The 13,753-nt window shown below is 59.2% G+C and carries 12 protein-coding genes; 8 read left to right on the top strand and 4 right to left on the bottom strand.

What is annotated here, in order from left to right; genetic code table 11:
• The first annotated feature begins 1 nt into the window (after position 1).
• Positions 2-421, top strand: a complete 420-nt coding sequence (locus ACYZT6_RS21220; RefSeq protein WP_462028498.1) for a DMT family transporter — start codon at positions 2-4, stop codon at positions 419-421.
• Between the two features lie 179 nt (positions 422-600).
• On the opposite strand, the gene ACYZT6_RS21225 is transcribed toward ACYZT6_RS21220, so the two are convergent.
• The gene (locus ACYZT6_RS21225; protein ID WP_462028499.1) at positions 601-1,362 is read right to left on the bottom strand and encodes a MipA/OmpV family protein; all 762 of its coding nucleotides are present in this window, start codon (positions 1,360-1,362) and stop codon (positions 601-603) included.
• 230 nt (positions 1,363-1,592) lie between these two features.
• Between ACYZT6_RS21225 and ACYZT6_RS21230 the strand changes: the two genes are divergently transcribed.
• From ACYZT6_RS21230 to ACYZT6_RS21255, 6 genes are all read left to right on the top strand, one after another.
• Complete coding sequence (locus ACYZT6_RS21230) at positions 1,593-2,306, top strand: MtnX-like HAD-IB family phosphatase (protein WP_462028500.1); 714 nt, start codon at positions 1,593-1,595, stop codon at positions 2,304-2,306.
• Entirely contained in the window at positions 2,299-3,693 is a 1,395-nt protein-coding gene (locus ACYZT6_RS21235) for an aspartate aminotransferase family protein (RefSeq protein WP_462028501.1), read from the top strand. Before ACYZT6_RS21230 ends, ACYZT6_RS21235 begins: the two co-directional genes overlap by 8 nt.
• Positions 3,690-4,583: an alpha/beta hydrolase gene (locus tag ACYZT6_RS21240; RefSeq protein WP_462028502.1), complete on the top strand. Its 894-nt coding sequence runs from the start codon at positions 3,690-3,692 to the stop codon at positions 4,581-4,583. The genes ACYZT6_RS21235 and ACYZT6_RS21240 overlap by 4 nt, the downstream gene beginning before the upstream one ends.
• 233 nt (positions 4,584-4,816) lie before the next feature.
• Positions 4,817-5,944 carry a GNAT family N-acetyltransferase gene (locus ACYZT6_RS21245; RefSeq protein ID WP_462028503.1) on the top strand — a complete coding sequence of 376 codons (1,128 nt, stop codon included), beginning with the start codon at positions 4,817-4,819 and terminating at the stop codon, positions 5,942-5,944.
• Complete coding sequence (locus ACYZT6_RS21250; RefSeq protein WP_462028504.1) at positions 5,941-7,713, top strand: sensor histidine kinase; 1,773 nt, start codon at positions 5,941-5,943, stop codon at positions 7,711-7,713. The genes ACYZT6_RS21245 and ACYZT6_RS21250 overlap by 4 nt, the downstream gene beginning before the upstream one ends.
• Entirely contained in the window at positions 7,703-9,091 is a 1,389-nt protein-coding gene (locus ACYZT6_RS21255) for a sigma-54-dependent transcriptional regulator (protein ID WP_462028505.1), read from the top strand. The genes ACYZT6_RS21250 and ACYZT6_RS21255 overlap by 11 nt, the downstream gene beginning before the upstream one ends.
• Before the next feature lie 167 nt (positions 9,092-9,258).
• Here ACYZT6_RS21255 and ACYZT6_RS21260 read toward each other — a convergent pair whose 3' ends face one another.
• On the bottom strand, positions 9,259-9,924 hold the full coding sequence (locus ACYZT6_RS21260) for a DsbA family oxidoreductase (RefSeq protein WP_462028506.1): 666 nt from the start codon (positions 9,922-9,924) through the stop codon (positions 9,259-9,261).
• A gap of 541 nt (positions 9,925-10,465) precedes the next feature.
• Between ACYZT6_RS21260 and ACYZT6_RS21265 the strand changes: the two genes are divergently transcribed.
• Positions 10,466-10,825 carry a DUF6124 family protein gene (locus ACYZT6_RS21265; RefSeq protein WP_462028507.1) on the top strand — a complete coding sequence of 120 codons (360 nt, stop codon included), beginning with the start codon at positions 10,466-10,468 and terminating at the stop codon, positions 10,823-10,825.
• A 184-nt stretch (positions 10,826-11,009) separates the two neighbouring features.
• On the opposite strand, the gene ACYZT6_RS21270 is transcribed toward ACYZT6_RS21265, so the two are convergent.
• Both ACYZT6_RS21270 and ACYZT6_RS21275 read right to left on the bottom strand, forming a co-directional pair.
• Positions 11,010-12,044 (bottom strand): alpha/beta fold hydrolase, encoded by a 1,035-nt coding sequence (locus ACYZT6_RS21270; protein WP_462028508.1) that lies wholly within the window; start codon positions 12,042-12,044, stop codon positions 11,010-11,012.
• 146 nt (positions 12,045-12,190) lie between these two features.
• Positions 12,191-13,633 carry a hypothetical protein gene (locus tag ACYZT6_RS21275; RefSeq protein WP_462028509.1) on the bottom strand — a complete coding sequence of 481 codons (1,443 nt, stop codon included), beginning with the start codon at positions 13,631-13,633 and terminating at the stop codon, positions 12,191-12,193.
• Positions 13,634-13,753: the final 120 nt, after the last annotated feature.

A 13,753-nucleotide genomic window follows, 5' to 3' on the forward strand; every position in this document is an offset into this window, starting at 1 on the left:
GATGATCAGAGGCAAGACCGACTGGCTGCATGAACGCCTCGGTACGGTGGTGCTGTGGGGGCTGTTGATCGGCTTTGAAAGCGCCGGCCAGATCGCCACCAAGGTCGGTGGAGATCAGCTGGGGCAGATGGATTTCAACCTGCAATGGCTGCTGGCCGTGGCGGTGAATCCGGGGGTGTGGTTTGCGATTGCCTGCTACATCGGCGCGTTTTTCGTGTGGATGCTGATCTTGCGGCGCAGCAGTTTGTCCCTGGCGTTTCCCCTGAGTTCGCTGGTGTTTGTCGGGGTTTTACTCGGGTCGTGGCTGGGGCTGGGGGAGCAGATCAGCGTGCTGCACTGGGTGGGTGTGGCGGTGATCATGGGGGGGATTGCGTTGCTGGCCGAGGGTGAGGATATGGCTGAAAAACACCCCTCACCCTAACCCTCTCCCAAGGGGCGAGGGGACTGACCGAGGTGTTCTTCGAGTTACATCGACCTGAAAAATCGAGTCGAACTCAGGTTTTGAATAGCATGCGGTCGGCTCCCTCTCCCCCTCTCCCCCTCTCCCCCGTGGGGAGAGGGCTGGGGTGAGGGGTCGATCTAACAGCCCCACACAAAAATCTAATCAAACGTGTAAGCAACCGCCGCCTGCACTTCCCCCTGGTTGGTATCCCCGACCTCTTTGACAATGCTGCTATCCGCCGCCGAACCCGTCAGGTGAATCCAGCTCGCGCTCGTCAGCAACGACCACCGCGGCGCCAGCGGGAACTCGAAGCTCTGGGTCAACGCCACATTCTGCAATCCACCGCCCGCGTTATACGGCCGAATCCCTGAAGCCTGAGACTCTTCGCCACTCACCCCAAAAAACGTCTGATTCTGCCGCGCATCCGCAAAATGCGCGGTTAGATTGGAACTGCCGATCACCCCGCCACCCAGTGGATAACCCACCTCACCACCGACACGCCCCAACACCCCGCCCTGCCCGCCGCGCCCGCCAACCGCTTGCCCGACCGACGCAAACACCCGCCAGAAATCAGCCGGCGCGTACTGCACGTAGCCGCCCACCTCGCCCATGTCCGGCACGTCGCGCAAGCCATGCAGCTCGCCATTGGAGGTGCGCCCCGGCAGGTAATTCACGAACGGCCCGGCGCTGAAACCATTGGCCTTCAACGCGTCCCAGGTCAGCCCGTCATCCGTGCTGAGACTGACATCGCCCCAGTCCAGATCGAGATACGGCACCGGCCGCGTTTCGTATCGGCTACCGGTCGGGTCGTGTGGCTGATAACTGAGGCCAACCCCTGCCTCACCGGTGATGCCGTCCGCTGAAACGTTGGCCGAAAGGCACGTCAGCGCGGCAAATAGAGCAACAGTAATCCTCGACATGAGGCAATTCCTTCAGCTGGACATGCGCGCATCAATCCCCGAATCGCACCTCCCGCGCAAGCACTCATGTTGTTTGTAGCGACCTACAAAAATTGTAGCTTCGCCGACACAAACACACGCCAGAACCCCAGCCCCGCTGGGCCGAACCCGGTTGGCACAGTCCCTGCTCTACCTCCTTTGCAGCGCAAACAGCGCGTTCTGCGCTCGCTTTATCCAAGAAAGGTACAGAGATGATTGACTGGCATATCGTGTGTGATTTCGACGGGACCATCACCCGCACCGACGTGATCGACAGCATCCTCCAGCGGTTCGCCGACCCGAGCTGGGAAGCGATCGAAAACGAGTGGCTGGCGGGTGACATCGGTTCCCGTGAATGCCTCAGCCGCCAGCTCTCGCTGGTCAAGGCCACACCTTCCGAGCTGCTCGGGTTCTTCGACACCATAGAGATCGACCCGGATTTCCCCGACTTCGTCGACCACGTCATCGGCCTCGGCGCTTCCCTTGAAGTGGTCAGTGACGGCATTGAGCAAGGCATCGCACGGATCCTGGCGCGCAACTACGTCAGCCTCTTGCCGATCCTCGCCAACCGCTTGCGGCAACTCGACCACCAGAGCTGGCGCATCGACTTCCCGCATGCCAGCGACGCCTGCCGCGCCGCCTCCGGCAACTGCAAATGCAAATCCACCCCCAGCGCCAAACGGGTGCTGGTGATCGGCGACGGCCAGTCCGACATGTGCGTGGCTTCCACCGCCGATTTCGTGTTCGCCAAGGATCGCCTGGCCGAGCACTGCGAGCGAAACGGCATCGCCTACGCACGCTTTGACAGCTTCGCCGAACTGCCTGCGTTGCTCGCCGTCCTGCCAAGCGCCAGCGCCGCCAACGCCACCTCTTTCAACGTAGAAACTTTCAACGCGGAAAAAAAGGAACTCCTCCACCATGTCTGATATTCGAATCGCTACGCCTGAAGACCAAATCCTTCTGGATAAGGAAGCCAAATACTGCTCCTACGGCGACACCGTTCACTACATCGATCCGCCGCGCATCTTCAGCCGCTGCGAAGGTTCCTACGTCTGGGACACCGAAGACCAGGCCTACCTCGACTTGCAAATGTGGTACTCGGCGGTGAACTTCGGTTACGCCAACCCGCGCCTGAACAATGCGCTGAAACAGCAGATCGACACCCTGCCGCAGATTGCCAGCCAGTACCTGCACAAAGGCAAGATCGAGCTCTCGGAAATGATCGCCGTGGACGCGAAGAACAAGTTCGGCCTCGACGGTCGTGTGCACTTCAACGTCGGCGGTTCGCAGTCCATCGAGGACTCGCTGAAAGTCGTGCGTAACGCCACCAACGGCAAAAGCCTGATGTTCGCCTTCGAGGGCGGTTACCACGGTCGGACCCTCGGCGCGTCGTCGATCACCTCCAGCTACCGCTATCGCCGCCGTTACGGCCACTTCGGCGAGCGCGCCAACTTCATCCCGTTCCCGTACCACTTCCGTGGCCCGAAAGGCATGACCAAGGAAGAGTACGGCAGCCATTGCGTGCAGCAATTCGCCCGCCTGTTCGAGACCGAATACAACGGCGTCTGGGACCCAAAAGTCGGCCAGAGTGAATACGCTGCGTTCTACGTCGAGCCGATCCAGGGCACCGGCGGCTACGTGATTCCTCCGATGAACTTCTACAGCGAACTCAAGCATGTGCTGGATCAGCACGGCATCTTGATGGTGGTCGACGAAATCCAGATGGGCTTCTATCGCACCGGCAAGCTGTGGTCGATCGAGCACTTCGACGTCAAACCGGACGTCATCGTCTTCGGCAAAGCACTGACCAATGGCCTCAATCCATTGGGCGGGATCTGGGCCAAGGAAGAGTTGATCAACCCGAAAATCTTCCCGCCAGGCTCGACCCACTCCACCTTCGCCTCCAACCCGTTGGGCACGGCGGTGGGTCTGGAAATGTTCAAGATGACCAGCGAAGTCGACTACGGTGCGATGGTCATGAACAAGGGCAAATACTTCCTCGAAGGCCTGAAAGACTTGCAGAAACGCTACCCGATCATCGGCGACGTCGACGGTCTGGGCCTGGCCTTGCGCTGTGAAATCTGTGGCCTGGACGGTTTCACGCCGGACAAGGCCACCCTCGATTTCATGGTCGAAGAAGGCATGAAGGGCGACATCGAAATCGACGGCAAACGCCTGGGCCTGATCCTCGATGTGGGCGGTTACTACAAGAACGTGATCACCCTCGCGCCGTCGCTGGAAATCAGCTACCCGGAAATCGACTTGGGCATCGCCCTGCTCGACCGTCTGCTGCATCGGGCGATGAAACGATGAACGACTTTTTTTCAAGTGCAGCTGAGATCGACATGGGCGAAGGCAGCGCCGGTTTCGTTCTCGGCAACGGGGAGGTCGCGGTGTTGTTGATCCACGGCCTCACCGGCACGCCGACCGAGTTGCGTCGTGTCGCGATGGGCCTGGCGAAGGCCGGTTGCACGGTGTACGTGCCGACCCTGGCCGGCCACTGCGGGGACAACGCCGACCTGCAAGCCACCGGTTGGCGCGACTGGTACGAGAGCGCGCGCAACACCTTCATCGGTGTTCGGCGCAAACATCAGCATGTGTTCGTCGGCGGCTTGTCGATGGGTGCAGTGCTGTCGATGTACCTGGCCGCCGAGCATCCGGGGCAGATCGAAGGCTTGCTGTTGTATTCGACGACCCTGCGCTACGACGGCTGGAACATGCCCAAAGTCGCGGTGCTCACACCGTTGCTGATGGCGATTCCGTATGGCGTCCACCTGTGCCGCTTCAACGAAAAATCACCGTTCGGCATCAAGGACGAACGCTTGCGCGCGATTGTCGAGCGGCAGATGAAGGCCGGTGAAAGCAGCAATGCCGGGCTGCTGACGATGTCCGGGGTGAGTGTCCGGGAACTGCATCGGCTGGTGGCCGCGGTGAAAAAGCGCATGCCGCAGATCACCACTCAAGCGCTGGTTTTGCACTCGCGCGAAGACGACATCACCAGCCGCTGGAACGCTGATTATGTGGAACGAAAACTCGGTGGCCCGGTGGTGAAGATCCTGCTCGACGACTGCTACCACATGATCACCGTCGACCTGCAATACCGCCGTGTCGTGGAGCTGAGCGCAGACTTCATCCAGCACCGGTTCATGCAACAGGTATCCGCCCCGCAACCCGTGCGCCAGGAATACCGACAGCTGGCCTGACAGGAATATCGAACCTCGCACAATCCCTGTAGCAGCTGGCGAAGCCTGCGTTCGGCTGCGAAGCAGTCGTAAACCCTGACAACTCGGTTTGCCTGAAACACCGCGGAGTCTGATTTCACGACTGCTTCGCAGCCGAACGCAGGCTTCGCCAGCTGCTACAGGGATCGTGCAACGTCGGAAAACTGTACGGATCGGAAAAGGCCCGCCAGTAAGAGAAATTTTAAGGAACCGATGTGATCACTGCCCTTGCCTTTTCGACGATCGAAGCCATCGACCGCGGTGCCTGGAATGAGTGTTTCCCCGCTGAACTGGAGGGCTGGGAGTATTACCGGGCCGTTGAACAGGCGGGCATTGCGGATTTTCAGTGGCGTTATCTGGCGCTGTACGAGAACCAGATCCTGGTCGCGGCGGCGGTGGCGTTCACCACCGCGTATTCGCTGGACACCACGGTCCAAGGTTCGGGCAAACGCGTCACCGAACAATTGCGCCGCTGGTGGCCGGGGCTGTTCGACGTGCGCCTCTACGCCCTCGGTTCGCCGGTGGCCGAGCAATGCCATGTCGGGACCGCACGCCAGATCGACCCCGCCCGGCGCCCGGCCTTGCTTGAGCAATTATTGACCCTGGCCCGCAACGACGCCGATCAAGCCGGCATCGGTCTGCTGGCGGTCAAGGACGCTTCCCACCGCGATCCGCAGTGGTTGCAGGTGTGCCAGGACGCTGGCCTGCAAAGCATGCCCGGTCTGCCCAGCGCTGAACTGCCGATCCGTTTTGGCTCCGTGGACGCGTACCTCGGCACCCTCGGCAAATCCACGCGTAAAGACCTGCGCCGTACATTGCGCGGGCAAGGTCCGCGCATCGAATGGCGGCGCTCCGTCGAAGACCTGCTCCCGAGAATGATGGCGCTGTACGAAGCCACCCTTGAGCGCAGCGACCTGACCTTTGAACGCCTGCCGCCGGACTACTTTCGCCAGGTCCTTGAACACCTCGATCAACGCGCCGCGTGCGTGCTCTACTGGGTCGGCGAAGAGCTGGTCGCATTCAACCTGGTGCTGCTGGACGAACAACGTCTGGTCGACAAATTCTTCGCCCACGACCTGAGCCGAACCCGCGATCACAACCTGTACGTGCGCAGCTGGCTGGCCAATGTCGACTACTGTATTGAACACGGCATCCCGATCTACGCGTGCGGTCAGGCCGGCTATGCCAGTAAGCTGCGCCTGGGTTGCTCGTTTACCGGCAACACCGTGTTTTTCCGCCATCGCAACCGGGTGTTCGACGGCCTGTTGCGACTGGTGAAAATATTCATTCGACCGGACCGCTCCGACTCCGCCATGGCTGCTGCGATAAGCGAAACCCAATGATAAAAGACCGCCCCGCCACCGCCCGACCTTTCGCCCTCTCCGGCTGGAGCCTGCAGCGCAAACTGGTGCTCGCGTTCTGGCTGGTCAGCGTGATCCCGACGATGATCGCCGCGGAACTGGCGGCCACCACCCTGTCGCAGATTTTCGACAGCAACGTGCGGATCTGGCTCCAGGAATCGACCCAGATCGTCGAGGACGAGATCACCGAAATCCTGCGGGACAACGCCCGGGCCGCGCAGTTGTTCCTGCGCTACACCCGCCCGCCCACGGATCGGTTGTCGAGCAAACACGACAAATTGACCAGCGACATCGCCGACTCCATGGGCATCGACGTCGTGGCGCTAGTGCGCAACAGCGATCACAACGTGGTGTTCAGCACCGCCGCCGATGACATCGTCCGGCAGATCAGCACCGAGCCCAAAGCGGTGTTGCAGACCCTGCAAGTCGGCGGCGTCGCAACCGGCACCGTGGTGTCAACCTTCGAGACCGATCAGGACGGCGTCGATTACAAACTGGTCGTCGCCACGTACCTGGACAGCAGTTTCCTCACCAGCGTCGCGGATGTGCATTCCCTCGACCTGCGCCTGTACCTGGCCAAGGCCAATGACTTCTCGGAGATCTTCTCCACCCAGCGCTTCGAAGACCACCCGGCCGCCGTGCCTGAGAAAATCGAACAGATCCTGCGCGACACTAAGCAGCCGATCGAACAATTCACCAATCGCTACAGCGGCATCTACCGGCCGATCCTCAACGAAAACGGTGAGCTGCAAGGCGTGATCTTCAGCGGTTTGCTGCGCCACACCAGCCTGGTCGGGCTGGTGAACCAGAGCAACCTGTTCATCCTGATTTTCCTGCTCAGCTCGGCGGCATCCCTGGCTGTCGGCTGGTTTGTCTCTCAACGCTTGACCAAGCCGTTGCGCGGGCTGTCCAAAGGCGTGCAAGCGGTGATTGCCGGGGATTACCGCCAGCGTCTGGCCGTCACTGGCGGCGACGAACTGGCGGAACTGAGCAGCACCTTCAACCACATGAGCGAACGCCTCGCCGAGTTGCAGCACCTGGAATCGCAACTGCGCCGCCGCGACCGTCTGCATGCGCTGGGCGAGGTCGCGATGGGCCTGGCCCATGAAATCCGCAACCCGCTGGGCATCATCAAAACCGCCACGCAATTGCTGCATCGCCGCGCCGATTTGCCCGAGACCGACAAGCGTCACCTGGAATACGTGGTCAGCGAAGTCAGCCGCATCAACGACCTGATCACCGATTTCCTCGACTTCGCCAAGCCCAGCGCGCCGATGCGTTCGACCCAGGCGGCGCGACCGCTGGTGGATGAACTGATCGGTTTCTGCGCCCCGGAATTGGCCAGCCACAACATCGATGTGCGAATCGACGATCAGGCACCCGGCGCAACCCTTCACGCCGATGCGCGACAACTCAAGCAAGCCGGCCTGAACCTGATCGTCAACGCCATCGACGCCATGCCCGACGGCGGGCGGCTGACGGTCGGGATCAGCAGCGACGAGCACTACACCGTGATCAGCGTCTGCGACACCGGCCAGGGCATCGAGCCGGACATGCTCGAACGGATCTTCACACCGTTCGTCACCACCAAGGCCTCGGGCACCGGGCTGGGGCTGGCGAAGGTGTTCTCGATCATGGAAAGTCATGACGGGCGCATCGAATGCGTCAGCGAAAAAGATGCCGGGACCACCTTCACGCTGTACATTCCGGCCAACGGTGAAGACTTCGACGAGGGCAGCGATGACACATAACGTACTGGTGGTCGACGACGAGCCCAAGCTCTGCGACTTGCTGGCATCGGCCCTGGGTCAGAACGGCATTCAGGTGTTCACCGCTGGCAATGGCCTGCACGCGCTCAAGGTGCTGGAGTGCGAGGACATCGACCTGGTGATCAGCGACTGGCGCATGCCCGGCATGGACGGCCCGCAATTGCTGGCGGAAATCAAAAACCGTTTTCCGCAGTTGCCGGTGATCGTCATGACCGCCTACAGCACGGTGAAAAACGCCGTGCAGTCGATGCGCAACGGCGCCTTCGACTACATCGCCAAGCCGTTCGACATCGATGAACTGGACATCACCGTCGCCAAGGCCCTGCAATTTCGCGACATCCTCAAAGACAACCAGCGCATGCGCGCCGAGCTCGATGAGCATCAGCAGATCGACAGCCTGATCGGCGACAGCCCGAGTTTTCGCCGAGTGCTGCACGCGATCGATTCGGTGCGCGAAAGCAACGCGACGATTCTGCTGACCGGCGAAAGCGGCACCGGCAAGGAAATGGTTGCCCGGGCAATCCACAAACACGGCAACCGCGCCGACAAGCCTTTCGTCGCGGTCAACTGTGCGGCGATCCCGGAAGGGCTGCTGGAAAGCGAAATGTTCGGCCACCGCAAAGGCGCGTTTACCGGCGCGGTGGCGGATCGCGTCGGGCGTTTCATGCAGGCCGACAAGGGCACGCTGTTCCTCGACGAAATCGGCGAAATGCCCCTGGCCTTGCAGGCGAAAATCCTCCGGGCGTTGCAGGAACGGGTGATCGAGCCGGTGGGCGATCCGCGCGAGCGTAAAGTGGATGTACGCGTGATTGCCGCGACCAACAAGAACCTGCTGGACGCGGTGGCCAACAAGGAGTTTCGCGAGGATCTTTACTACCGCCTTAACGTGTTCCCGATTCCGCTGCCGGCCCTGCGTGAACGGGTGGAAGACATCGCGCCGCTGGCCCGACATTTTGCTCACACTTTGGGCGCCACAGCGGGCAAGCGTTTTACCGGATTCAGTCCGGAAGCCTTGCAGGCGATGGCCAATTATTCGTGGCCGGGGAATATTCGTGAACTGCAGAACTGTGTGGAGCGGGCGACGATTGTGGCGTCGGGGGCGGTGATTCAAGAGGAAGATTTGCCGGCTTATTTGTTTGCCTCAAATTCTGCCAGCAGCGGTGCCGTGATCACTGAAGGCAACGTGCCGGCGGATCTGGAAGCGGCGTTGGCCGAGGTCGAAAAGGCCTACATTCTGGCGGCGCTTGCGCAGAGCAATGGCGTGCAGGCCGCGGCGGCGCAGTTGATCGGAATCTCCGAGCGCAGCTTCTGGTATCGGCTGAAAAAGCTGGGCATCCACGTAGACAAAATCGTCAGGTAATTCCCGCCACACACAAAACCCCTGTAGGAGTGAGCCTATGTGGCGAGGGGGCTTGCCCCCGTTGGACTGCGCAGCAGTCCCATTTTTGGGGCCGCTTCGCGACCCAACGGGGGCAAGCCCCCTCGCCACAAAGGCTCGCTCCCACAGTTATTCGGCTCGCCATACGATCAGCTAACGGTCCCGCCTTTTGACTCGCTCATGATCTGCCGAATGGCTCCGACAAAGGTCTCAACCGGCTGCCCACCGCTCACCGCATACTGCCCGTTAAACACCACCGTCGGCACCGAACTCACCCCGCGTGACAGCCACAGCTGCTCTTCTTCAAGCACCTCTTTGGCAAACTCATCGGACGCCAGAATCGCCGCCGCCCGCTGCCGGTCCAGCCCGACGCTTTCCGCAATCTGCGCCAACTGCGGGTGATCGGACGGATTGCCGCCATCAGTGAAATACGCCTTGAACAGCGCTTCCTTCAAATTGAACTGCAACCCTTCCAGCCCCGCCCAGAACAGCAACCGATGGGCGTCAAAAGTGTTGTAGATGCGGCTGTTGCCATCGGTGCGAAACGCAAACCCGACCTCGGCGCCACGGGCGCGGATCATCTCGCGGTTTTTCTGCGATTGCTCAGGGGTCGAGCCGTACTTTTCAGTGATGTGTTCGGTGATGTTCTGCCCCTGTGGCCCCATTTTCGGGTTCAGTTCGAACGGCTGAAAACGGATCTCGGCCTGGACCTCATCACGCAGCACCTCCAGCGCCCGGGTCAGGCCGTACAGGCCAACCACGCACCACGGGCAGGACACGTCGCTGACGAAATCGATTTTCAGGGGGGTACTCATCATTCACCTCGCAGGCTGGAAAGGCGGCGGAAAGTTTGAAAGATACACCTGACGAGGCCGAGGTGGCAGTCATTCCACTACTCCTGTGGGAGCGGGCTTGCCCGCGATGGCGTCGTGTCAGTCGATATCTGCTTTGACTGGTACACCGCCATCGCGGGCAAGCCCGCTCCCACAAGTTTTGCAGTGTTTGGGAAGGCGTGTTTAGTTCTGTTTAAGGTTACTTCCTGAAAGCTACAGCGCCTTGCGCCGTCGCCTACAACAACGTCAGAATCCGCCGGCTTGTGCGCCTGGGGGACCGTCGGTAACTTGGTTCGTGTCACTGATTCCCAGTGATCGGGTTTAGTAGCCCGGCTTTCCCAACCCGGACGTACAAGCGTCTTCTGGTCAGGCATTCGCCTGCACTTGATGGTAGCTGTGCGCATGGCGTTCTCGGACGCGCCGGTTTTGGGTTGGTGGCCGGTCTACTAACTTGCGCACAGCTGCCACCCTTCCGTTTAGTAGCGAGACAGGTTGCGGCTCTACTAACAGGAGTACCAATCCAATGTTCAAGATCACACCTAACCCACCAGAAACCGACGACGTCTCGCCCTACGAAACCCCAGACTCCAAAAAACTCAACGAAGCCGCCGACCGCGCCCTCGATTACTACCTCAAACCGGTCATCCCCAAAGACACCCCACGCCGGCCCAGCACCATTTACACCATCGCCCCCGACATTGATCACGAAACCCTGCTGGCCAACGCCTGCGAATCCCTTGCGTCGGCTAGCGTGATGCTCAGTGATTTCGCCGCATTGATGGAAGGCCCGCAGCGCAATACCGTACTGGGCATTCAGCAGTCCGTGATGTTGGGTGAACTGGCGGTGAACCGGATGCTGGATAACTTCGTTCCATCGACATAACCAACGGAGACAAGGGAGCCTTTGTGGCGAGGGGGCTTGCCCCCGTTGGGTGGCGAAGCCGCCCCAAAAAATCAGCCATCGCAGTGATTCAAAAACCGTGTCTACAGGTTTTGCGACTGCTGCGCAGCCGAACGGGGGCAAGCCCCCTCGCCACAGGGCTATGTGTCACAGGTTGAATTGGGGATTACAGGAGATTCGGGGTTGGCACCGGATCGATCTGCGCCCAATGCGAAGTGTCTTCGCGATGGGCCTGCAAGTACGGCAACACCGCCGCCAGCAACGGCGCCTTGAACGCTTCCTGAAATCGATGCGCCAACCCCGGAATCAGCTTCAACTGACTGCCGCGAATATGCGCCGCCAGGTGCACGCCATGCATCACCGGCAACAGCGGATCGGCGGTTCCATGGACCACCAGCGTCGGAACGCGCAGTTGGTTAAGCAACGCCACGCGACTGCGCTCAGCGAGGATCGCCATGATCTGGCGCTTCACGCCTTCCGGGTTGAACGCGCGGTCATAGGACAGCGCCGCTTGATGCAGCAGCGCCTGCCGATCATCGCTCACGGTCGGGCTGCCCAGCGCCGCCAGCAAGTCCGCCTGTTGCTCCAGCGCCACTTCGCGGTTAGGCGCGCCACGACGGGACAACAACTGCACCAACGCTGCACTCGGCGCCGGCAAGCCTTCGGCCCCGGAGGTGGTCATGATCAGGGTCAGGCTCTCGACCCGCTGCGGCGCCATTGCCGCCATGTGCTGGGCAATCATCCCGCCCATGCTCGCGCCCAATACGTGGAATTGCTCAACCTTCAACGCATCCATCAGGCCAAAGGCATCATCCGCCATGTCCGTCAGGGTGTACGGCGCCGCCACCGGCAAACCGAGTTTGTAGCGCAGCACTTCGAAGGTCAGGTTGGCGTCGGCGGGCGCTTGCCGCCAGGTCGAGAGGCCGACGTCGCGATTGTCATAGCGAATCACCCGAAAACCTTGCTGACACAACGCGACCACCACCTCGTCCGGCCAGTGAATCAACTGCCCGCCCAGGCCCATCACCAACAGCAACGCCGGGTCGGACGCACGGCCGATGCTTTGGTACGCCAGGCTCACCTGCGCCAGATCGGCCTGTTGGGTGGGAACATTGACATCGCAACGAGACGCCGCGAAAGACGGTAATCCAAACAACAACGCGGCCAGGAAGGCCGCTGTTGATAAAAATCGTGCACGCATGAAAAAACACCGAAACGCAGAACCCCAGTAGAGCGCGAGTTTGATGAAGTTTGATCAAGCGCGCTGCCACAGTTACGTGACAGTTTGATGAAGAGTGCTGAACGGTCGTATCGAGTCACCCAGGATAATGACCTTGATGCGATGACCTAAGGAATCGCGAGCCTCAGAACGTGTGAAAACATCAATGGGCTGACGCCAGTGGTGCGCTTAACCGAGTAATTGATCAAAACCGTGCGGCCCCGGTTTTCATCACGCCAGTTTTGCGTAATGGCGAAAATATTGGCTACGTTGGGATTTACGTCTTGCCACTCAGTATTGCGAGTGATGCTTCCCGTCCAGCGTACCCGGACTTGATACCCTGTCTGACCAGCAAAATTCACGGTGACCGTATTACCGGAAATAGTGGGGGCCGGCAATATCAGCGTTTGAGGATCTATATGAAGTGTCAGTTCTTCCGATTCCAGCGTCGCTCCTCCAGGCACTTCCTTTACTGTGTAATTTACTTTTACAGATAACCCTATATTGTCCAACACCTCTAACCTTGGAATTCTCACCGTTCTTTTCCCTGGGGGTGTTCCAACCTCAACAATAGAACTGTTGTACCTGACCCTCCCATTCCAACGAACCATAAACGTATTAGTCGCCGCCATACCTGGATAATGAGGAACCTCAACATCCAGACCATCATCATTATAAATATCACTTATCCTTAAATGTTCACCCGCAGAATCATAGGCTTTCGGCACAGACGGTTTTGGCCTGTCCGGATCCGGGACCTCGGGCAATACCGCCTGATCACTTGGAAAATACTGGAACGCGGACTTGCCTGTATAACTCGCAGGTAATGTAAGACGAATAATCGGCGAAACAAGCCCACCGGTTCTATCAAAGAATTTCTTCTGGTCTATTTTTGCGTTATCCACGCCACCGCCAATATAGAAAAAAGCCTCGATCGGTAGCTTGCTTGGATCTGTTTCTGGCCACGCCTTGATTCTAAACTCGTTGTGTTCAATAAAAGCCTTTTGTGGAATGAGTTCTGCTCGTAATCGTATGCCCTCGTTGAAAGCAGTAACGGCCTCTGCATTCAAGTCGGATGTCACCATGAACGAACAGGAATAGGCATTAGGCCGGACACTACCGCTCGGTTTTTGGTAATGGGCGAGCCATTGTTCCGCGGTGATAATCCCCTGTTCGCGACAAGGCTTGCTAGCCTCTGGAAATGGATAGGTAATAACGCTATCCCGACACCCAAATTGACCTGCTGCTGTCCTGTAAAAAGTTGCTCCATCCAACGGGTAATAACATTTTATTTCGAACTTAGACCTGTCAGCAGGCGTGGCAAGGACAGGAAAAAATATGAAGCCATTACCGCGACCCCAAGGTGTGCTTGAAAAGTTAGAGTCAATCCTCAAGTAAGAAAATGATACGGCATCCGTCGTTCTTGAAAAATCACTATGATCCCACGGATCGTAGTTATTACTGGTTTTGGTGATCCTTAACATTACACCCGTACAAAGAAATGCAGGCGAAGTCGCACTCCCACAATTCGCACGTTTGTCGTTGTATCGTCTAGTCAGGTTCTCAGCCACGATCTCTCCAGGCCGATCACGAGAGCGTTCAACATGACCCATCGCTAAATCAGAAGACTGCCCCGCACACCCAGACAACAGCAAGCAACCTATAGTTGCCAATAACAACCAGGGCTTAAT

This window comes from Pseudomonas sp. RT6P73, from assembly GCF_054897715.1.